Source organism: Halococcus salsus (assembly GCF_009900715.1).
In the GTDB taxonomy this organism is placed as follows: domain Archaea; phylum Halobacteriota; class Halobacteria; order Halobacteriales; family Halococcaceae; genus Halococcus; species Halococcus salsus.
This window is the reverse complement of sequence record NZ_JAAAJC010000003.1, coordinates 280,770-301,054: the sequence shown is the minus strand read 5'-3', so window position 1 is coordinate 301,054 and position 20,285 is coordinate 280,770. Positions and strand designations below refer to the sequence as shown.

22 protein-coding genes are annotated in these 20,285 nt (G+C 68.5%); 11 read left to right on the top strand and 11 right to left on the bottom strand.

Annotation, left to right across the window (positions count from 1 at the left end; all coding sequences use genetic code 11):
• The first annotated feature begins 37 nt into the window (after positions 1-37).
• The 3 genes from GT355_RS11035 to GT355_RS11025 all read left to right on the top strand — a co-directional run bounded on the left by GT355_RS11035 (position 38) and on the right by GT355_RS11025 (position 1,775).
• Positions 38-190, top strand: a complete 153-nt coding sequence (locus GT355_RS11035) for a hypothetical protein (RefSeq protein WP_153300669.1) — start codon at positions 38-40, stop codon at positions 188-190.
• Between the two features lie 42 nt (positions 191-232).
• The gene (locus GT355_RS11030; RefSeq protein ID WP_160134684.1) at positions 233-805 is read left to right on the top strand and encodes a peroxidase-related enzyme; all 573 of its coding nucleotides are present in this window, start codon (positions 233-235) and stop codon (positions 803-805) included.
• A gap of 133 nt (positions 806-938) precedes the next feature.
• Entirely contained in the window at positions 939-1,775 is an 837-nt protein-coding gene (locus GT355_RS11025; protein WP_160134683.1) for a fructosamine kinase family protein, read from the top strand.
• A 46-nt stretch (positions 1,776-1,821) separates the two neighbouring features.
• Here GT355_RS11025 and GT355_RS11020 read toward each other — a convergent pair whose 3' ends face one another.
• The 10 genes from GT355_RS11020 to GT355_RS10975 form a co-directional block, all read right to left on the bottom strand.
• Positions 1,822-2,316 carry a PTS fructose transporter subunit IIB gene (locus GT355_RS11020; RefSeq protein ID WP_160134682.1) on the bottom strand — a complete coding sequence of 165 codons (495 nt, stop codon included), beginning with the start codon at positions 2,314-2,316 and terminating at the stop codon, positions 1,822-1,824.
• Positions 2,313-4,028 carry a phosphoenolpyruvate--protein phosphotransferase gene (gene ptsP, locus GT355_RS11015; RefSeq protein WP_160134681.1) on the bottom strand — a complete coding sequence of 572 codons (1,716 nt, stop codon included), beginning with the start codon at positions 4,026-4,028 and terminating at the stop codon, positions 2,313-2,315. The genes GT355_RS11020 and ptsP overlap by 4 nt, the downstream gene beginning before the upstream one ends.
• A 10-nt stretch (positions 4,029-4,038) precedes the next feature.
• On the bottom strand, positions 4,039-4,308 hold the full coding sequence (ptsH1, locus tag GT355_RS11010) for a phosphocarrier protein HPr (RefSeq protein ID WP_120073900.1): 270 nt from the start codon (positions 4,306-4,308) through the stop codon (positions 4,039-4,041).
• A complete protein-coding gene (locus GT355_RS11005; RefSeq protein ID WP_120073933.1) occupies positions 4,301-4,768 on the bottom strand; it encodes a PTS sugar transporter subunit IIA in 468 nt (155 codons plus the stop codon). Before GT355_RS11005 ends, ptsH1 begins: the two co-directional genes overlap by 8 nt.
• A 51-nt stretch (positions 4,769-4,819) precedes the next feature.
• The gene (locus GT355_RS11000) at positions 4,820-5,992 is read right to left on the bottom strand and encodes a PTS fructose transporter subunit IIC (RefSeq protein WP_160134680.1); all 1,173 of its coding nucleotides are present in this window, start codon (positions 5,990-5,992) and stop codon (positions 4,820-4,822) included.
• 120 nt (positions 5,993-6,112) lie between these two features.
• Positions 6,113-6,994 (bottom strand): 1-phosphofructokinase, encoded by an 882-nt coding sequence (pfkB, locus tag GT355_RS10995; protein WP_160134679.1) that lies wholly within the window; start codon positions 6,992-6,994, stop codon positions 6,113-6,115.
• Entirely contained in the window at positions 6,991-7,752 is a 762-nt protein-coding gene (gene glpR, locus GT355_RS10990) for an HTH-type transcriptional regulator GlpR (RefSeq protein WP_160134678.1), read from the bottom strand. Before glpR ends, pfkB begins: the two co-directional genes overlap by 4 nt.
• A gap of 199 nt (positions 7,753-7,951) precedes the next feature.
• Entirely contained in the window at positions 7,952-9,376 is a 1,425-nt protein-coding gene (locus GT355_RS10985; protein WP_160134677.1) for a sodium:solute symporter family protein, read from the bottom strand.
• Positions 9,377-9,529: a hypothetical protein gene (locus GT355_RS10980; protein WP_158589406.1), complete on the bottom strand. Its 153-nt coding sequence runs from the start codon at positions 9,527-9,529 to the stop codon at positions 9,377-9,379.
• A gap of 60 nt (positions 9,530-9,589) precedes the next feature.
• Positions 9,590-10,258 carry a helix-turn-helix domain-containing protein gene (locus tag GT355_RS10975; RefSeq protein ID WP_160134676.1) on the bottom strand — a complete coding sequence of 223 codons (669 nt, stop codon included), beginning with the start codon at positions 10,256-10,258 and terminating at the stop codon, positions 9,590-9,592.
• Positions 10,259-10,384: 126 nt separating this feature from the next.
• On the opposite strand from GT355_RS10975, the gene GT355_RS10970 reads away from it, so the two are divergent.
• A complete protein-coding gene (locus tag GT355_RS10970) occupies positions 10,385-11,743 on the top strand; it encodes a cytochrome P450 (RefSeq protein WP_160134675.1) in 1,359 nt (452 codons plus the stop codon).
• Here GT355_RS10970 and GT355_RS10965 read toward each other — a convergent pair.
• The gene (locus GT355_RS10965; protein ID WP_160134674.1) at positions 11,713-12,090 is read right to left on the bottom strand and encodes a metal-dependent transcriptional regulator; all 378 of its coding nucleotides are present in this window, start codon (positions 12,088-12,090) and stop codon (positions 11,713-11,715) included. The two genes, GT355_RS10970 and GT355_RS10965, sit on opposite strands and share 31 nt — an antisense overlap.
• A gap of 341 nt (positions 12,091-12,431) precedes the next feature.
• Here GT355_RS10965 and GT355_RS10960 point away from each other — a divergent pair, with 341 nt between their 5' ends.
• The 7 genes from GT355_RS10960 to GT355_RS10930 all read left to right on the top strand — a co-directional run bounded on the left by GT355_RS10960 (position 12,432) and on the right by GT355_RS10930 (position 20,073).
• A complete protein-coding gene (locus GT355_RS10960; protein WP_240145779.1) occupies positions 12,432-13,367 on the top strand; it encodes a DUF2182 domain-containing protein in 936 nt (311 codons plus the stop codon).
• A gap of 324 nt (positions 13,368-13,691) precedes the next feature.
• The gene (locus tag GT355_RS10955) at positions 13,692-14,249 is read left to right on the top strand and encodes a hypothetical protein (RefSeq protein ID WP_160134673.1); all 558 of its coding nucleotides are present in this window, start codon (positions 13,692-13,694) and stop codon (positions 14,247-14,249) included.
• 115 nt (positions 14,250-14,364) lie between these two features.
• A complete protein-coding gene (locus GT355_RS10950) occupies positions 14,365-14,619 on the top strand; it encodes a hypothetical protein (RefSeq protein WP_120073918.1) in 255 nt (84 codons plus the stop codon).
• Between the two features lie 433 nt (positions 14,620-15,052).
• Entirely contained in the window at positions 15,053-16,129 is a 1,077-nt protein-coding gene (locus GT355_RS10945) for a TIGR00341 family protein (protein WP_240145778.1), read from the top strand.
• Complete coding sequence (locus tag GT355_RS10940) at positions 16,126-17,358, top strand: DUF7972 family membrane protein (protein ID WP_160134672.1); 1,233 nt, start codon at positions 16,126-16,128, stop codon at positions 17,356-17,358. Before GT355_RS10945 ends, GT355_RS10940 begins: the two co-directional genes overlap by 4 nt.
• A complete protein-coding gene (locus GT355_RS10935) occupies positions 17,355-18,329 on the top strand; it encodes a hypothetical protein (RefSeq protein ID WP_160134671.1) in 975 nt (324 codons plus the stop codon). Before GT355_RS10940 ends, GT355_RS10935 begins: the two co-directional genes overlap by 4 nt.
• 292 nt (positions 18,330-18,621) lie before the next feature.
• Positions 18,622-20,073, top strand: a complete 1,452-nt coding sequence (locus GT355_RS10930; RefSeq protein ID WP_160134670.1) for a permease — start codon at positions 18,622-18,624, stop codon at positions 20,071-20,073.
• The last annotated feature ends 212 nt before the right edge of the window (positions 20,074-20,285 follow it).

Sequence of the window (20,285 nt, the reverse complement as noted above, 5' to 3'; positions counted from 1 at the left end):
GTCAAAGAGTTAAGCCCGCGGCTGCCGAGACCCGACTATGACGGGGTTGGCGATGGCGTTCGAGACGGTCGTCGATACGCTGTTCCGGACGTTCGGGCCGTTCGTCATCCCCGCGACGGTGTTCGTTCTCGGGTTGATCGGCTACGGCGTGCTGTTCGTGCTCAGCCGGTGGCTGGATTCGTACCGCTGAGCCCCGAAGCTTGAAGCCCACACCGACCGTCGTCGGTCGGATATGGAACCAATGGGCGAGTTTCCCGTTCCCGATCCTGAGACACTTCCGGACGACGTCCGCGAGCGCATCGAGCGCGAGACCGAGGACGCGGGGTTCACGCCGAACGTCTTCTCGGCGTTCGCCTACCGTCCCTCGCACTTCCGGGCCTTCTTCGCCTACCACGACGCGCTGGTCGAACACACCGCGCTCGAACGCGAGGAGATCGAGATGATAATCGTGGCAGTCAGCGGCGCGAACGACTGCTATTACTGTGTCGTCGCCCACGGCGCACTCCTCCGGATCTACGGCGACGACCCGCTGCTCGCCGACCAGCTCGCCGCCAACCACCGCTCCGCCGACCTCGCCGAACCCCATCGCACGATGCTCGACGTGGCGGTGAAACTCCCCGACTCACCGGGCAAAGTCGACTCGGCGGACGTCCAGCGCCTCCGCGAGGCGGGCTTTTCGGAGAAGGCGGTCTGGGACATCGCGAGCGTCACCGCCTTCTTCAACCTCTCGAACCGGATGTCGACGTTCGCCGACATCCGCCCGAACGAGGCGTTCCACACCCTCGGCCGCGACCCGTCCAGCTGATCCGGGTTCGCGGATCACCTTACCGAGCCGTGTCGCCGAACCCACTCGCGTCACAATCCACGCGACGACGCGCCGTCCGACCGGCGACCGCGATGGACCACGTTCATCCCTACACGGACCGGACTCCCCTCGGATGACGACTCCCCCCGAAGCCGAAGTCGACGCGGCCCTCGGCTCGGCTCCCGTCTCGTTCACGGCGCTCTCGGGCGGACAGATCGGCACGGTCTATCGCGCGCGCCTCGCCGACGGTCGACGGGTCGTCGCGAAGGTCGGCGAAACGCCGCTCGACCTCGAAGGCCGGATGCTTCGATTCCTCGCCAGCCACAGCGACCTGCCGGTTCCCGCCGTCCACCACGCCTCGTCGGACCTGCTGGTCATCGAGTACGTCGAGGGCGAAACGAGCCACGACGCGGCCGTCGCGAGGGACGCGGCCGACCACCTCGCCGCGCTCCACGACCGGCAGGCTTCGAGCTACGGCTTCGAACGCGACACGGTCGTCGGGCCGGTTCACCAGCCGAACCCGTGGACCGATTCCTGGGTGGAGTTCTACTGCGACCACCGCCTCCGCCAGGTCCTCTCGGCTCGGTCGTTCGCCCCGGAGATCGGCGAACGGGTCGAGTCCGTCTGTGCCGACCTCGACGACCTCCTCGCCGAACCGGACTCCCCATCCCTGATCCACGGCGACGTCTGGACCACGAACGTCCTCTCGCGCGACGGCCGCGTCACCGCGTTCCTCGACCCCGCGGTCTACTACGCCCACCCCGAGGTCGAACTCGCGTATATCGACTGGACCGGCACCTTCGGCGAGGCGTTCTTCGAGCGCTATCGGGAACATCGCGGGATCGAGCCCGAATTCTTCGAGCGCCGGCGCTACGTCTACCGGCTCTACCCGCTCCTGATTCACGTCTCGCTGTTCGGCGGCCGCTATCACGACGCGCTCGACCGGACCCTCGACCGACTCGGCTACTAAGGCGTCACCTCGCCTTCGTCGGTCGGAAACACTCCGACTGTCGTCGCTACGAGAACCGACGTTTCATCCGGGCGAACAGCCCCTTCCGCGGGTCGCCGCCGATCTGGTCCGGGCTGAGGTCGTCGTAGCCCGTCTGCGCGCTCGCGTCGGCCTCGTCGTTCTCGTCCACGCTCGACTCGGCGGGTTCGGTCTCCGTCGTTTCCGTCTCGGCCGTGTCGCTCGCTTTCGCTCCCCCGCCGGTCTCCTCGGCGCGCTCGAACAGCGACTCGGTGTCGTTGATCGCGGCCTTCACGGTGGCCTTGACGACGGGGACGGCCGCGGCCTCGAACCGGTCGCGCGAGACCGCGGTGTCGGCGGCGATGATCGCCGCGTCCGCGTCGGCGATCGTTGCCTTGTCGAGTTCGTTCTCGGCCCCCATCGCCCCCTGGATCTCGACCTGAATCTCGTGACCCAGCCGGTCCGCGGTCTGTTCGAGGCTCTCGGCGGCCATCTGACTGTGTGCGATACCGGTCGGACAGGACGTGACTGCGACGAGTTTCATTGGTCTCGGTCTCCGTTGGCTTCTGTGAGCAGTTCGTACACTTCTCCTTTCGTGCTCGCGTCGAGCGCGCGCTCGGCGAGGCGTTCGGCCTCGGTCGAATCGATCGCCTCGATCCGGGTTTTGACCTCGGGGAGGGTGACGGCGCTCATGCTCAGCTCGTCGAACCCGAGGCCGACGAGGAGCTCGGTCAGCGCGGGGTCGCCCGCCATCTCGCCGCACATCCCGACCCACGTGTCGGTACCCTCGGTGGCCGCGACGACCTGCCGGAGCGCGCGCACCACGGCGGGCTGACAGGGATCGTGGAGGTCGGCGACGCGCTCGTTCCCCCGGTCGGCGGCCATCACGTACTGCGTGAGGTCGTTCGTGCCGACCGAGAGGAAGTCCGCACGGGCGGCGAGGTCGGGTGCCAGAAACGCCGTCGCCGGCGTCTCTATCATCGTCCCGATCTCGGATCGTGCGACGGGCTCGCCCGCCGATTCGAGCTCCGCGACCACTTCCTCGACCCGCTCGCGCCCGGCCTCGAACTCCTCGACCGTGGCGACCAGCGGGAACATGATGGCCAAATCCCCTTCAGCCTCGCCCGCGGCACGGACCAGCGCCCGGAGCTGGGTCTCGAACAGTTCATCATCGACGCCGAGCGACCGCCGGATCCCGCGCTCGCCGAGGAACGGGTTCTCCTCCGCAGGCAAATTGAGGTAGGGGATCGGCTTGTCGCCCCCGATGTCGAGGGTGCGGACCACCACGCGACCGTCGGGGAACGCCGCGAGCGCCTCGCGGTAGGCCTCGTACTGCTCCTCTTCATTGGGAGGTTCCTCTCGATCGAGGAAGAGGAATTCCGTCCGATACAGCCCCACGCCGTCGGCCCCGCGTTCGGTCGCGCCCTCGATCTCGACCGGCTGGCCGACGTTCGCGGCCACCTCGATCGCCTTCCCATCCGCCGTCGTCACCGGCTCGTGGCGGACCTCGGCACGGTCGGTCTCGGCCGCCCGCTTGCGGGTTCCCTCGTTTGGTTCGACGACCACCTCGCCCGCCTCACCGTCCACGACTACTGTGGTATCGTCCTCGATCCCGAGGAGGTCGTCACCGACGCCGACGACGGCGGGCAGCGCGAGCGACCGCGCGAAGATCGCGGCGTGAGAGGTCCGCCCGCCCGTGGCGGTGACGAACCCCGCCACCGAATCGGGATCCAACTGGGCGGTGTCGCTCGGGGTGAGCCGCTCGGCGAATACAACCGTTCCGTCGGGCAGCCCCGAGAGGTCCAGCCGCTCCGCGCCGACGAGGAGCCGCACGAAGCGGTCGCGGACGTCCCGGAGGTCGTCGGCGCGTTCGGCCATCCGGCCCTCCATTCCCTCGAACTGCTCGATACCGCTCGCGAACCCCTCCTTGACGGCGTGTTCGGCCGGCAGCCCGCTATCGATCCCGTTCTCGACCTCACCCTCGATCTGCGGGTCGTCGAGAAACTGGATGTGGGCGTCGAACACCGCGGCCTCGTCGCTCCCGACGCGCTCGGCCGCCCGGTCGCGTTCGGTCTCCAACTCCTCTCGCGCCCGCTCCCGCGCCGACTCGAACCGTTCGCGCTCCGTATCCGAGTCGACCGTCTCGCTTGCCGGCGGGTCCGGGAGGTCGACGGCCTCGTCGGGCTGATACCAGACGACGCTACCGACGGCCGAGAGCGGTGTCGCACCGATACCACGCAGGGTTCGTTCGGTCATGGGACGGTGATTACTCCTCGCCCTCCGGCGTCGAGAGCACGGTTTCGAGTGCGTCGAGCGCGGCCTCCTCGTCCTCGCCCTCGGCAACCAATCGTACCTCCTCGTCGTGGCCGACGCCGAGGCTCGTGACGGCGAGCATGCTCCGCGCGTCCACGAGGTCGCCGTCGACGGGTCCGACCTCGATGTCACAGTCGTACTCGTTCGCGGTCTGGACGAACTCGGAGGCGGGCCGGGCGTGGAGGCCGGCCTCGGGGACCACCGTCACCGTGCGTTCAGTCATCGTCTATCGCCGCCTCCATCGTGGCCTGCACGTCCTCGGCGGTCTCCGCTTCGTAGAGCGACTCGCGAACGTCGTCGTGCATCAGCGAGCGCGAGAGCGACGCGAGGATCCCGAGGTGTTCGTCGCTGCCGCCCTCGGGGACCAGGATCATGAAGACCAGGTGGGCGGGTTCGTCGTCCATCGAGTCGAAGTCGAGGCCCGCCGACGACCGGCAGAAGGCCACCGAAGCCTGGTCGATGGCGTCCGTCTGCGCGTGGGGGATCGCGATCCCCTTGCCGACGCCGGTGGTGGTCTCCTCTTCGCGTTCGAGGAGCGCCGCGAGCGCCGCCTCGCGGTCGTCGACGCGCCCGGCGTCGACCACCACGTCGAGGAGGGACTCGATCGCGGCCTCCTTCTCGGCGGGTGGCTCGTCGAGCGTGATCAGGTCGGTCGGCATCAGTTGGTCGATGTCGTAGAGCATTGCATGTTCCATCTCGTGGCTATATGATGTGTGTTGTGTTCGATCGTGGCGTTAGTCGTCCGCCGACCGCGGTGTCTCCGCCGCCCCGGTCGTCCCGCTCCCGCGTTCGAGGTCCGCGACGGTGACCTCGAAGTCGGGCTTGAGGAGCGTCGCGATCACGGCCGTCACGAGCGTTCCGAGGACGATACACCCGAGGAAGGCGAACGGCTGGTTCGAGAGCGGGACCACGAAGATCCCGCCGTGCGGGGCCGGCATCGTGACCCCGAGCCCCATCGACGTCGCGCCGCCGACCGCGCTCCCGGCGACGATCGCGGGGATGACGCGGAGCGGGTCGGCCGCGCCGTAGGGGATCGCCCCCTCGGTGATGAACGAGAGCCCGAGCGGGACGGCGCTCTTGGCGTTCTCGTACATCTCCGCGGTGTACTTCTGCGGCGCGACGAAGTTCGAGAGCGCGAGCCCCAGCGGGGGGATCATCCCGCCGATCATCACCGCCGCCATCGGCGCGTAGATCTGCTCGGTGATGAGGCCCACCGAGAAGACGTAGGCGACCTTGTTGATCGGCCCACCCATGTCGAGCGCCATCATCCCGCCGAGGATCGCACCGACGAGGAGCGCCTGGCTCCCCTGCATCCCACTCAGGAAGCTCGTGAGCCCGGCGTTCGCGATGGCCACCGGCACGCCGAGTACGAAGATCACGATCGGCGAGAGGATCACCATCGTCAGGACCGGGACGATCAGCACGGGCATCATCGGCTTGATGAATTCGGGGACCGAGCGCCGCTTGAACCAGCGCGCGACGTAGCCCGCGAGCAGCCCGGCGACGAGCGCGCCGAGGTAGCCCGCCCCCGCCTCACCGCCCGAGAGCCCGACGACGTCGCCGGCCGCCTTGAGCACCTCACCCTGCTGGATGATGTACGACAGGAGGAACCCGGGGGCGAGCCCGGGTCTGTCGGCGATCGCGTACGCGATGTAAGCCCCGAGGATCGGGACCATGATCGTCAACCCCGCGTTGCCGACCTGCGCGAGGAACCAGCCGAGGGTCCCCGTCGCGTCGAACACCGACCTGACGTCGCCGAAGACCGACGCCGACGCGTAGGCCAGCGCGAGGAAGATCCCGCCGATCGTGACGAACGGGATCATGTGCGATACGCCGGTCATCAGGTCCTCCTTCACCGACGTGAGATACGACCTGATCGCCGCCTCCATCGAATCGCTGGTGGCCATGGAACTCTCCTCGACGATCGTCCTATATCGCCTAAATACTACCGAACGTGATCGTTTCCGATCGAGATCCCGCGAACGACGGGAAACCGTGCAAACGGTCGATCCGTCCCGGTCCCGGGCTCAGCCCACGTCACCGACGGACGACCGAGCGGGGATCGTGGTGCCGGGGACGCCGACGACGCGGGACGCGACGGTGACCCCGCGCCGGAGCGCGTCCTCGCCGGTCTCCCCGTTGGCGAGCGCCGCCAGCACGCCCGCGAGCAGCGCGTCGCCCGCCCCGACCGTATCGACCACCTCGGTTTCGGGGGCCGGAACGTGGACGGTCCCGGACCGCGTGGCGACGAGCGCGCCGTCAGCACCCAGCGAGGCGACGACCCGCTCGAAGCCGGTCGCCCGAAGCGTCTCCGCGGCCCGGGCGCACTCCTCGACGGTCGCGGTCGGCGCGCCCGTCGCCGCCGCCAGCTCCGCCCGGTTCGGTTTGCAGAGCGTGTAGCTCCCCGTGAGCCGGTCGAGCTGCTCGCCGCCGACGTCGACGACCGTCTCCCGGTCCGTCGAGGCCGCGATCCGGTCGATGGCCTCGATCCCGAGGCTCGGGGGCAGGCTCCCCGCCACGACGACCGTCTCGGGGTCGTGCGCCTCGATCCGGTCGATCACCCTGTCGACGACCGCCCCATCGACCGACGGGCCGCGGTGGTTGACCTTGTACTCCGTGTCGGTGAGGACGGTGGTGTTCAGCCGGGTTCGGCCGTCGGTCTCGACGAAATCGTGTGGGATCCCGTCGGCCGTCAGCCGCCTCGCCACGAACTCCCCGAGGAAGCCACCCAAAACTCCTGTAGCCAGCGTCTCGGCACCGAGCCCGTCGAGGTACTTCGCGACGTTGATCCCCTTCCCACCGGCGTCGAACCGCGCCTCGCTCGCGCGCTGGACGCGTCCGGCTTCCAGGGCTTCGTCGAGGCGAACCGTGTGGTCGACGGCGGGGTTCAACGTCACCGTCAGGATCACGATTCACCCACCAGCATTCGGACGTCGGCGTTCTCGAGCGACTTGCGTTCGGTCTCGCCGGGCGGTCGGTCCGTGACGAACGTGTCGATGGCCGCGAGGTCGGCGAACCGGACCACGCTGCGTTCGCCGAGTTTGGTGTGGTCGGCGACCAGTACGACCCGCTTCGAGCGCTCGATCATGAGCTCCTTCATCCGGGCCTCCGCCTCGTTCGGCGTCATCAGCCCGTCGGCGTCGACCGCGTTCGTCCCGAGCACGAGGAGGTCGAAGCGCATCCGTTCCATGAACCCCTCGGCGGTCGGGCCCACCAGGGCCCGCGTTCTGCCGCGCAGCGTTCCGCCGGTGAGCTTCACGTCGCGGTCCTCGGCGGCGAGTTCGAGCGCGACCAGCGGCGAGTTCGTGACCGCCAGGGCGGCCTCGTCGGTCGATAGCCGCTTCGCGACCTCCATCGTGGTCGTCCCCGCGTCGAAGAACACCACCTGCTCGCCGACCATCTCCGCGGCCGCGCGCTCGGCGATCGTCGCCTTCTCGGTGAGGTTCCGGATCCCCTTTTGCTGGTGGCTCCGTTCGCGGCCCACGCTCGTCACCGGCACCGCGCCGCCGTGGGTGCGTTCGACCAGGCCCTCGTCCGCGAGCGCGCCGAGGTCGCGACGAACGGTCGCCTTCGAGACCTCGAGTTCCGTGGCGAGCTCGTTCACCGAACAGCCCCCGTTCTCGGACACCAGCTCGATGACCGTCCGTCTCCGCGTGGCGGGTAGCATGAATGGTCGTCGGCTACCGTTTTCGTTTCTGCAATCTTAGTCGTTTTCCCGTTCGTTTCCGATCGAAATATAGCGTACGAACGTCGTTCTCGCGTCGCCGACCGTCGCCAGTCTCTTCGACAGCTCTTCCCGCGCCTTCGGTCGCGTCCTCCCGGGGGCGGAGTGGCCAATCACGAGCGGTCAGCTGCGTTCGCGTGCGTCAGGACGTCGACTGTGACGTCGGGACCTGATAGAGCACTACGCGACCGACCAGGAGGACGAGCGCACCGACGCCGACACCGAGCAGCGTCGCGGGCACGCCGAACAGGGCTCCGCCCGCGAGCGCGGTGCCGACGCCGACCACCCCGCCGAGCACCATCGAGGCGAGGATGACCCGGCCGTCGAACCCGCGCCAGTAGAGCGCGACGTAGACGGGTAGAAGAAGGCCAGTGGTGAGCAACACCGCCCGGAAGCTGTAGAGGTCGAAGATCGTTCCCGGCGGGTTCGCGCTGATGGCGGTCGCGAGCAGCCCGAAGACCACCGTGGCGTACCGCGAGACCTTGAGTTGGTGTTCGTCCGAGGTGTTCGGCCGGAAGTAGTCGTAGATGTCCCGGCTCACCGTCACCCCGAGCGCGTGGAGACGGGTGTCGGTGGTCGAGAGGATGGCGCTCATGATCCCGAGGATGACCACCGTCCCGATCAGCGTCGGCATGTACTCGGTGATCAGTATCGGGAACGCCCGGTCGGTGTTGGTGACCGTGACCCCCGCGTTGTCGAGCGTGACACCCGTTGCAGCACCCAAAACTGTTGTGACGACGAGGAAGCTCCCGATGATCACCCCGCCGGCCGCGAGGTGGAACTTCGTGGTCTCGACGTCCTTCGTGGCGTTGATCCGGATGATGACGTTCTGTCCAGTAAAAATCGTCCCGAAGAAGCCGAGGATCGAACTCACGATCGTGATCAGGGTGTACTGGCCGCCGAGCGGGGTGACGTTCTGTGGGTCGATGGCGGCGAACTGGGTGTTCGTCGCGGTGAATCCACCCAAGTCGACGACGAGGTAGGCTGCTGTGAGGGTCATCAGCGCCACCATCACCGTCCCCTGGAGCAGGTCGGTCCAGGCCACGCTCACGAGCCCGCCGAGCACCGTGTAGGCGATGAAGACGATCCCGATGACCCAGACCATGTACTCGTAGGGAACCCCCGTGATGGCGGTGACGAGCACGCTCGCGCCGACGAGCTGGATGATGAGGTAGACCCAGGCGTTGCCGAACAGGATCGCGCCGGTCACGGGACGGGCGTACTCCCGGCCCGTCACGTTGGCGACGATATCCGAGAGGGTGACCTTGTCGAGCGCTCTGACCTTGTGGGAGACGAAGTACAGTCCACTAATACCGAGCGCCAGCCCGAAGTTGACGCCGACGAGGATCGCGTAGCCCACCTGCGAGGTCTCGCCGATGACGCCAATGGCGGCGACGGCGCTGAAGAAGTTCGCCACCAGCGACCACGTCGCGAGCCACTTCCCGAGATTTCTGCCGTAGACCCAGAAGTCGTCCTTGGTCTTCGTCCTGGTGTAGCCCCACAGCCCGATCCCGAGCACGAGGAGGAGGTAGACGATGAACGCGCCGAGGTAGACCTGATTGACCATCTATTCGGCGGCCTCCTCGCCGGGGAACGGCTTGCCCATGATGGTGTGGACCACCACGTAGTGGATCGCGCCGAGGCTTCCCGCGAGAACCGTCGCGACCGCCATCACGAAGGTCGTCGTCGGGAGTCCGAACACGTCGAGTATCGGTATCACGCCACAACCCATCCCCGACTCCCGTAATAAATCCACCGGCCGGGGTTCCTTTCTCCTCCCTCAGAACCCGTCGGCGGCGTAGGCGGTCATGACCCGGCGTTCGACCCGTTGGAGCCGGTCGCTCACGGTGCCCGGCGCGAGGTCGAGCCGCTCGGCGAGCGCGCGGTGGGTCGTCCCGCGCGGCACCTCGTAGTACCCCTCCCGGACCGCCAGGTCGAGCAGCGCCGCCTGGCGCTCGGTGAGGAGGGCGTCGTCTCCAGCCGGATCGAACTGCCCCACCCGCTCGACCGACAGCGAGACCCGCTCGGGCAGTGCCGCCACCGCCCGCCGGATGCCGATGGCGGTGCCGACCACCGTGAGCTGGGTCCGCGGTTCGTCGGCGGGTCGGTGGTCGATCGGCCAGTCGACCACGATGTCGTTCCGATACAGGATCGAGAGCAGGTCGCCGATGAGGCCCGCGCTCCGGTAGTGGGCGTAGACGATGCCGTGCTCGCCGGTGCCGGCGACGTCGTAGCGTTCGACCCGGTCGCTCGCCGCGAGGAGTTCCCGCGCGACGTCGAGGTCGCCCCGGAGGTCGGAGAGCCCGACGTACCGCCCGTCGTCGACCGGCCCGAGGTACCGGGTCGATTCGATCGACACCGTCTCCGACCGGTCGAACCGGGCGACGACGGGGTCCGCTGCCATCCCGGTCAACGACACCGTCGCGGAACGGAGGGTCTCGGCGGCCATGCCACCGCTTCGGGACCCACCCCGGTAGCTCCTCGGCTTCGGGTCGCGCCGGTTCGGTGATCGTATAATGGGTTCCATCATGCTAGGGGGAACTCCCAACCCTGCCGCCCGTGTAGGGGGATCTGTATGAGTAACGATACAGCGGACGTCGAGTACCCGCCCGGCCCGTCGGGGCTTCCCGTGGTCGGGTCGATGCCCAGGTCGGTCCTCGAAGGGCTGGCGTTCAGGGAGCGGATGGCGAACGAGTACGGCGACGTCGTCCACTGGGAGAGCCCACAGGGACCGGTCTACCAGCTCAACCACCCGGACGACATCGAGCACGTGCTGGTCCACAACAACACCAACTACGTGAAGGGCCAGCAGTTCCAGCGCGTGCTCGGTCCGCTCACCGGCAACGGCATCCTCAACAGCGAGGGCGAGGCGTGGCGTCGCAACCGCCACCTCGTCCAGCCGTCCTTCCACCCGAAGCGGATCCAGGTCTACGCCGACATGATGACCGAGTTCACCGATACGATGCTCGCGGACTGGCAGGACGGCGAGACGCGCGCGATCCACGAGGACATGATGGAACTCACCCTCCGGATCGTCTCACAGGCGCTGTTCGGCGTCGACATCGACCGGTACGTCGACGACATCGAACGCGCCGTCAACGCCTTCCTGCCGGCGACCTCGAGCCTCCCGAACCTCCTGCTCCCGGAGGCGGTTCCCCTGCCCTCCCGCCGAAAGATGGCTCGCGCCCGCGAGACCCTCGACGGCGTGGTGGACGAGATCATCCGTGAGAAGCGCGCCGACCCCGGCGAACACGACGTGATCTCGATGCTGCTCGCCGCCCGCGACGACGACGGTGACCCCCTCTCGGACGAACAGATCCGCGACGAGGCGATCACCCTCATCACGGCGGGCCACGAGACGACGGCGGTTTCACTCACGTACACCACCTACCTCCTCGCCCAGCACCCGGAGGCCGAGACGAAACTCGTCGCGGAGCTCGACTCGGTCCTCGACGGCGAGCGCCCGACGATGGCCGACCTCCCCGACCTCACCTACACCGAACGGGTCGTGAAGGAGTCCATGCGGCTCTTCCCGCCCGTCCCCGGGATCGTCCGGGAGGCCGAGGCGGCCGACGAACTCGGCGGCTACCCGGTCCCGGCCGGCGCGAAGGTTTTCATGAATCAGTGGGTGGTTCATCGCGACGCCCGCTGGTACGACGACCCGCTTGCGTTCGACCCCGACCGCTGGACGCGGGCGTTCGAGAAGTCGCTGCCACACCTCGCGTACTTCCCGTTCTCGGCCGGCCCGCGCCGGTGTATCGGCGACCGGTTCGCGATGCTCGAAGCCCGCCTGCTGCTGGCGACGGTCTACCAGGACTACCACCTCGAACTCGCCTCCGACCGGAACCTCGAGGTGGTCCCGACGGTGACCTCCCGACCGAAGGAACCCGTCTCGATGGTGGTTCACGAACGGTCCGCGACCGGGTCGTCGTAGGGGAGCGTCGCCGCGAGCCGCCTCGCGACCGACGGACTCACCAGTCCGGCCATCTCCATCGCCTCCGCCTCGTGTTCGTCGAGTTCGAGGACGCTCCGGAAGAACCACGAGACGGTGACGTAGGTCTCGTGGAGCGTCGCCGCGCGTTCGCGGCCCGATTCCGTCAGCGTCGCTCCGTGATACGGCTCGTAGGTCACCGACCCCTCGCTTTCGAGCCGCTGGAGCATCTCGGTGACCGTCGCCGGCGACTTCCCGAGGAGGTCGCCGATGGCACCCGGCGCGACCGGTGGCTCCCCCCGCTGTGCGAGGATGTAGACCGCCAGCAGGTACTGCGCCGTTCCGCTCATCGGCGTTCGACGGGTCGGCGCTCGCTCGTCCCCGGACCCCCTCCCGAACCGATCGGAGGGGTTCGCGAACCGTCGATGCACGGCCGGGTCCCGCCGAGCTCGGTCACGGGACTGCCCCCCGCCGTGACCTCGCTGGTTTCGTGCCGTCGCGCGACATATCTTTAGGCAAACCTAAAAACTGTTAACCGTTCCGGTTCCCCGGTCACGGCGAACTCGACGGTGCCGACTCCCGACCACTCGCTCGAACGGAGCATTTCACAACAGTATGTTTACACTTTAATCCGGGATCGAGCGCGTTCACGAACGGAGATGGGAACGAAGCCCCTCGCGGACCGTGCGAGATGGACCGAAAACGATCGCTCAGTCTCGCGTTCCGGCCGACACGACGAACGCGAACCGACTGGCGGTGGACGACCGCCCGAGCGGCCGGTGGGTGGCCGATGACGGACCAGGGTACCGGGTCGTGGCTCGCCGCCCGGTTCGACGTCTCGTTCGACCGGACGACCGCGGCCGTGGCGGCGATGGTCCTCCTCGACGTGGTCTGGTGGCTGCTGGTGGCCGACGGCCACCTCCCGATGCCGGGGATGATGTGGCTGATGGAGGCGGGAATCCCGATGGCCGCACCGGGGGCGATGGAACGCGGGGTGTTCCACGTCGGCACGCTCGGCGCGGTCGCGGGCTACCTCGTGATGTGGGGGGTGATGATGTGGGCGATGATGCAGCCCGCGATGACCCGGTTCGTCCGGGAGTACGCCGCCGCCCACGAGGGGTCGGCGCTCGCGGTCACGACCGCCGTCACGGGTTTTCTCGGTGGCTACTCCCTCGTCTGGCTGGGCTCCGGCGTGCTCCCGCTCGGGCTCGACGCGGCGTTGCCGGGTGGTATCTACGGGGTCACGCGTGCCCACACCGCCCTCGTCGTCGGTGGTGCCCTCGTCTGCTGTGGGCTCTACCAGCTCTCGTCGTTCAAGCAGTCCCGGCTGCGGACGTGCTGTGCGTCCGTCGACGCCCACACCAACGGCCTCGGTGCCGGCTTCGCCAACGGGCTGGTCCACGGGGGCAGCTGTGTGCTGGTCTGCTTCGGGCCCTTCTTCCTCCTCATGCCGTTCTTCGGCGAGATGAACCTCGTCTGGATGGTGGTTCTGACCGGCGTGGTCGCGCTCGAACGCCTCCCCGACTGGGGCCGCGAGGTCGCGACCGCGACGGGACTCGCGGCGTTCCTCGCCGGCCTCGCGGTACTCCTCGTCCAGCCTCCGCTCCCGATCGCCTTCGGGATGTAGGCTCCGCGTCGGCCACCGCTTTCCCACAATAGCCCATCGTTCTATACCGACGAAACGTTTTTTACGAAAGGATTGAATTTGGTTTATCACAGGATCGGACCGGATGACGCGCACTCCTGCGCGGATGACGTCCCATGGCCCAGTGCAGCGGTCGTGCCGCCGATCGGGAGTGGCCACCACCGACCGGCGACTTCTCTCGCCACTCCCCCGAGGGGGGCCATCCCCCGCGGCATCGACCGGACGGGTGACCAGTCCCCGCGCTGCCACGGCTCCTCTCGCCGGGCCGTGGAACGGCTCCGGACATCCCGACCGGGAGGACGAACAATGATAGGAGAAGACGCTTTCTGTCCCAAGACGGGTGCATCGCTTTCCGACGAACGATACTACGACGAGACCGGGCGACCGAAGCGGGTCGTCACCGCGGACGAGCGCTCGCTCGCGGCCCAGGCCGCGGGCGAGTTCACGACCGGCGCGGTCCGGTCCTCGAAGGCCGCGCTGTTCAACCGGTTCCGTGACTGCCACGACCGTCACCGGCCCGCCGACGACCGGCTCTACCGAAAGGCGGCGCTGGCGCTCGCACGCCTCAAACGGGTGGGCGAGGGGGCCGAGTCCTGGGACGTCCACGTCTGGTACGCGCTCCGACGCCGGCTCGCGACCGCCGGCTACGACGTCGACTGGATGCACGCCCACGTCGAGCCCCGGTGTCCGCGGTGTCACGGGCGGCTTCGGTACGAACAGTACGAGACCGGCATCACCGCCCGGTGCGTGAGAGGCTGCGACGACGGGGCCGACCAGCTCCCCGCCATCCGCGAGACGGTCGCCGCCCTCTACGGCCGCGCGTTCGACGACGCGGTCGACCCGGACGCGTTCGTCCAGTTCTGAGCCGCGTCCCTCTCACCGGACGACGACCGGGCCGTTGCTCCCCGATACGGTGTCGATAGTTGCACTGCCGATGCCATAAAACCGAAGTCGTCGGGATTCGTGCGTAAAATCGACCATGAACCCACCCGAGACGCCGCCGGAGCGGCTGTCCGAGCGCGAGCTGTTCACGGAGCTGGTCGACCTGCTCGACGAACCCGACGACCCCGAAGGCTACACCGAGGCCCGCTTTCGCGCGCGCCGCGCAGCTCTCCTCGCCGAGGTGGGCGACCGCCTCGAAACCCTCGAAGCCGTGAAGTCGCTGCTCGAACCCGTCGAGCCCGCTTCCGACGGCGTCACGGAGATCGAGATGGAGTCCGACCGGGAGCCCTGAGAGCCCGCGACCTCGCACGAGAACCGGTGTTCCGTCCGGCGGGACTGACTGTCGCGGCGGACGGCCGACGGTGTTTTTCAGCCCCCGCCGTCGATGGGCGTTACGGACCGGGCCGACGCAGCGGCTGCGGATGACCGCCCGGGTGACCCACCGACCGGTGACGCATTTCGACCGATGGTGAGCCTGTTACTCGCACTCTACCTGCTGTATCGACGACGAACGACCGACGGATCGGAGCTCGACGGCTCCGACCCGGACGACGCCGACGACCCGGACGCCACGCCCGCCCGATGACGGCGGGCGCGGCACGATGTTCTCCCCGATGCATGCATACATCACTACAACGACAAGTCACGACGATCGAAACGAATCACGCGACACGACGGCCGTGCGCCCCCGACCGACGGGCGCGCGGCCGGGGGGTGTGAGCCCGGTGGCGCGCAAGGACATGCGGCTCGTCGAGGTGATCACGATGTCGCGCTCGACCCGCGAGACCGTGATGGAGGTACTCGACGACAACGACCTGGACTACACCGTCTCCGACCGAACCGACGACCCGGAGACCTCCGCGACGGTCTCGTTTCCGGTGCCGGCGAACGCCGTCGAACCGATCCAGACCGAACTCGCGAACCTCGACCTCGGTGCGGACATGTACACGGTGGTCGTCGAACCCGAGACCGTCACCTCAGAGCGACTTGGGCCCTCGGACGACCGCTTCGAGCAGGTCGAGGGGCTGGGCCACCAGGGGATCTCGCGCGGCGAACTCCACTCGAAGGCCGCCGACCTGATCCCCGACCCGGCGATCTACTCGCTTCTGACGGCGGTGAGCGCGGTGGTCGCCACGGGCGGCGTGATGCTCGAATCGGTCTCCGTGCTCGTCGGCGCGATGGTGATCGCGCCGCTGATCGGCCCGCCGATGGCGACCTCCGTGGCGACCGTGATCGACGACCAGAAGCTCTTCGTCCGGAGCCTGAAGTTCCAGGCGCTCGGCGCGGCCGTCGCGGTCGCGAGCGCGGTCGGGTTCGCGCTGGTCGTCAGAACCACGCATCTCGTCCCCACCGGCATCGACCTCGAAGCGGTGCTCGGCCTCAGCAACTACACCGCGTCGAGCTTCCTGCTCGTCGTGGTGGCGCTGAGCGCGGGCTTCGCGGGCGCGATCAGCCTCTCGACCTCCGCCAACATCGGGCTGGTCGGCGTGATGATCGCCGCCGCGATGATCCCGCCGCTCGGCGTGGTCGGCGTCGGTATCGCGTGGGGTCGACCCACCGCCGTCGTCGGCTCCATGGCGGTGGTCCTCCTGAACGTGCTCTCGATCAACCTCGCGGCGATCATCTGTCTCTGGTATCTCGGCTACCACCCACGGAGCTGGTCCGAACTCCGGAAGGCCCGGAGCACGATGCTGCGCCGCGCGGTCGTGCTCGCGGCGGCGGTGGTGGCGCTGGTGACCTTCCTCGCCCACCTCGCGACCGGCAGCCTCGCGGACCTCATCGCGATAGTTCCCTACCTATGACCGACGACATCCAACCAGCGGACTCGACGAACGGGACGAGTTCGACCGGACCGACCGAACCGACGCACAGCGACGCGAACGACACGACCGACACCGACGAACCGAACCGCTTCACTTTCGAATCGCTCTACCCCGTCGTTCGGGTGGTCACGACGCTCCTCGTCGAGCTCCTCTGGCTTGCGGGGCGACTAGTGATAATAGGCGGGCGGCTCGCGGTCTCGTTCCTCACCGAACGCGAGCGACGGATCCGTGCTCAGCGGTGGTTCCTGCTCGAAGGCAGACGCTGGACGATCGTCGGCGGGCTGGTTGGCGGCATCGTGGTCGTCGCGTTCGGGCTGAGCCTCACGGGGGTGTTCGGGATCGACCGGAGCGACTTCGTGACGAGCATCTTCACCACCGTGATCGCGGGGCTGTTCTCGTTCGTCCCGATCATCATCGCGGTCAACCAGCTCACGATTTCCCAGCTCTTCGGGACGCCCGACGACCTCCGCGAACAGATCCACGGCATCGCGGCCTTTCGCGCCACCATCGAGGACCGCCTCCCCGGCACCGCGGTGAGCCCCACCGACCCCGGGCGATTCGCGGCGCTCGCCAACGGCGTGCTCTCGAAGCGGGCCGCCGAACTCGAACGCGCCTGCACGGATATCGGCGACGAGGCGCTCGAAATCCGTATCGAGCGCTACGCCCGGCGGGTCATCACCGCGACCACGCGGCTCGAAGGCCGCCTCGACGGCGACCGCCTCCGGCTGATGGAGGTCCTGTTGCCGATGATGGGCGACGGCTACTCCGAGAACGTCAACGAGGCGCGCCGGATCCAGACCGAGTACGAGCTCCCCGAGCGCGCCGACGACCTCCTCGCCGACCTCCGCGACCTCTTCGTCTCGATGGACGTCATCCGGCAGTACTTCAAGGCGCTCTACATCAAACAGGAGCTCGCGCGGCTCTCGCGGCTGATCGCGTACACGGGAATGGCCGCGTTCCTCGTCTCGCTGTTCCTGGTCCTGCTGTTCGCCAACGGGGTTCCGGCGGGCGGCTACGGCACCGGGATGCTGTTCGTCGTGAGTGCCGCGCTCGGGGTGGCCTCGCTCCCCTTCGCGGTCTTCTTCGCCTTCATCGTCCGGATCGCCACCATCGCGAAACGCACCGCCGCGCCGGGCGCGTTCACGCCGCGCGGCGAGACCCCGGACTACATCGAGGCCCTCCGGGACTCCTCGCGGGAGCGCCCATGAGTCCCGACACCGCTCACGGCTACACGCGCCGGGCGGCGCTCGCGCTCGCGGGCGGCGTCACGGTCGGTCTCGCGGGCTGTCTGGGCGGTTCGACCACCACCCACGGCTGGCAACGGGTCTCCTCCCCGACGAGGAAAGCGCTCCGCGACGTGGTGTTCACCGGCCGCGGCCCGGTCGCGGCCGGCGAGGGCGGTCGCGTGCTCGCCCGCACCGACGACGACTGGGAGACGGTCGTCGAGCGCGGACCCGGGAACGCGAGCAACGGCCTCACCGGCGCGGCTACGACGGGCGACGGCGAGCGGGTCTGGGTCTGCGGCGACAGCGGTGCGGTCGGGCGCTACGACGTCCGGAGCAAGGCGATCACCGACCACTCCGCCCCGAAGGGGAAGACGAGTTCGTGGGCGGACGTCGCGGTCGTCGGCCGCGCGGGCGACGAGCGCGTTCTCCTCCTCAACGGCTCCGGCGAGCTCCTCCCCGGCCGCGTCTCCGGGGAGTCCGTTCGGTGGGGCACCGTCACGAAACCCTCCGGCGGGGACAGCGCCGACGCCATCGCCGCCCGCCCGCGGGCGAGCTACCTCTGTGACTCGACCGGGAGCGTCTACCGCGGCTCCGCGAACGGCCAGTGGCGGTCGGTGGGCATCGACGACGTGAGCACGACCCTGCACGACGTCGCCATGCTCGACGCGGAGACGGTCACGACCGTCGGCGACGACGGCTCGGTGTTCGTTTACGATGGGTACGACTGGCTCGCGGTCGCCTCGGTCGGGAACGCGCTCCACGCGGTCGACCGCCGTGGCGGTCGCGGCGTCGCCGTCGGCCCCGGTGGCACGGTCGTGGCGGCCGACGGCACCGAGTGGACGACGTCCGAGACACCGGTCTCGACGACACTCCACGGCGTCGCGCTCGGGACCGTCGAGTACGCCGACGTCGCCGTCGGTGCCGATGGAACCGTTCTGGAGAACTTCGCGTGAGGACGGCCCGCGCCGACGTGACGAAAATATCGACGATCGCAACGTTTTATTACACCCGAGAATCTACGCAACGATGCACGCCCACCCGAGACGACGCGTTCGAGCCGCCGAACGCGGATGACTCGCGGGCCGCTATCCAGCGATTTCTGCGATCCCGATTCGATCGGAAGTCCCGCGACCGCGGACCCCGTTCGACGCGAACCGATGGGCGTGGATCGCGAGACAGCTACCGAACCGATTCGAAACCGACGACTCGCCCCGGGCGGGTCGACCTATTCCCCGAGCGCCACTGATGTCAGTCACTGCCACCGTCGTCGACGCGTTGAGTCGCATCGCCGGGATGACCTGGGAGACGTGGTGGGCGCTCGTGCTCGGGTTCACCATCTCCGGGGTCGTCGAGGTGTTCGTGAGCGAGCAGCGGATGACCGAGCTCCTCGGCGGCGACGGCCGACGCGAGGTCGCGCTGGGTTCGCTGTTCGGCGCGGCCTCCTCGAGCTGTTCGTACTCCGCGGTCGGCACCGCGAAGTCGCTGTTCAAGAAGGGCGCGTCCGGAACCGCGAGCCTCGGCGCGTTCATGTTCGCGAGCACCGACCTCGTGATCGAACTCGGGTTAGTCCTCTGGGTGCTGCTCGGCTGGCAGTTCGTCGTCGGGGAGTACCTCGGCGGGATCATCGCCATCGCGGTCCTCGTCACGCTCTTTCGGCACGTCGTCCCGGCGAGCTGGTTCGAGGCCGCGCGCGAACACCTCCACGAGGTGGAGGAGACGACCTGTGCGGCCTGCGGGATGGCGGCCGACCCTACCGACGACGACACCGCGACCCTCGAAACCACCGGCGGAACGAGGTACTTCTGCTGTGGCGGCTGCCGGCGGGCCTACGAGAGCCAGCACGACGACGTCGACGGCGACGACGTCCCCTGGAGCCGGAAGCTCCTCACCATCGACGGCTGGGACGCCGCGTGCGCGAAGACCGTCAAGGAGTGGGAGATGCTCTGGACGGACATCGCGCTCGGGTTCGTCCTCGCGGGGGTCATCGGCGCGTTCGTTCCGAGCGCGTGGTGGGGCACGCTGTTCGGGGCCGAGCACGGTTTCGCGTCCGTCGTGGTCGCGACGCTGCTCGCGGTGGGGATCGGCGTGGTGACGTTCATGTGCTCGGTCGGGAACGTCCCCTTCGCGCTGGTGCTCTGGACCAACGGCCTCCCGTTCGGGAGCGTGCTCTCGTTCATCTACGCCGACCTCATCATCCCGCCGCTGGCGAGGACCTACCGGCGCTACTACGGAACCCGGATGGCGGTGGTGCTGTTCGGGTCGCTGGCGCTCGCGGCGGTCGTGGCGGGTATCGCGGTCCACTACCTGATGGGCGGGCTCGGATTGATCCCTACTCAGTCCGCCGTCGGCGGCACGCTGTCGGGCGAGTACACCACCATCCTGAACCTCGTGTTCACGCCGGTGTTCGTCTGGCAGCTCTACATGACCTACGGCCCCGAGCGACTGGAGGCGGCGGTGCGGTCGCTGCCGTTCGCCGTGTGGCGGGCGGGCGAGACCGCGCTCGACGCCGGGGGCCTCCTCGCCCGGATCAGCCGCGCGTTCGGTGCCGACCTCGCGACCGCGGGCCGTACCTTCGGGGACGGCGCGCGGTCGGTCGGCGGCGGCGTCGCGACCATCGCCGGCGCGGTTCGGTTGGCGCTCGTCGCCGTCTACGACGCCTGCGCCGCGCTCTACACGGCCGGGCGGGAGCTCCGGTAGCTGCCCGCGGCCGTCGTCGACCCGACGACGACCGAGTATCGACCGGAAACCGACCGAGAATCGAATCGCTGACCGACTGACGAGAATCCGACGACTCCTGAACCCATGCAAGAGAACCCACTTCGTTCGACGGCTGCACAGCTCCGTGAGACCATCACCGACGCGGTCGAGCGCTGCAAGCGCGCGCTCGACCGGACCGACTGACCCTCGGT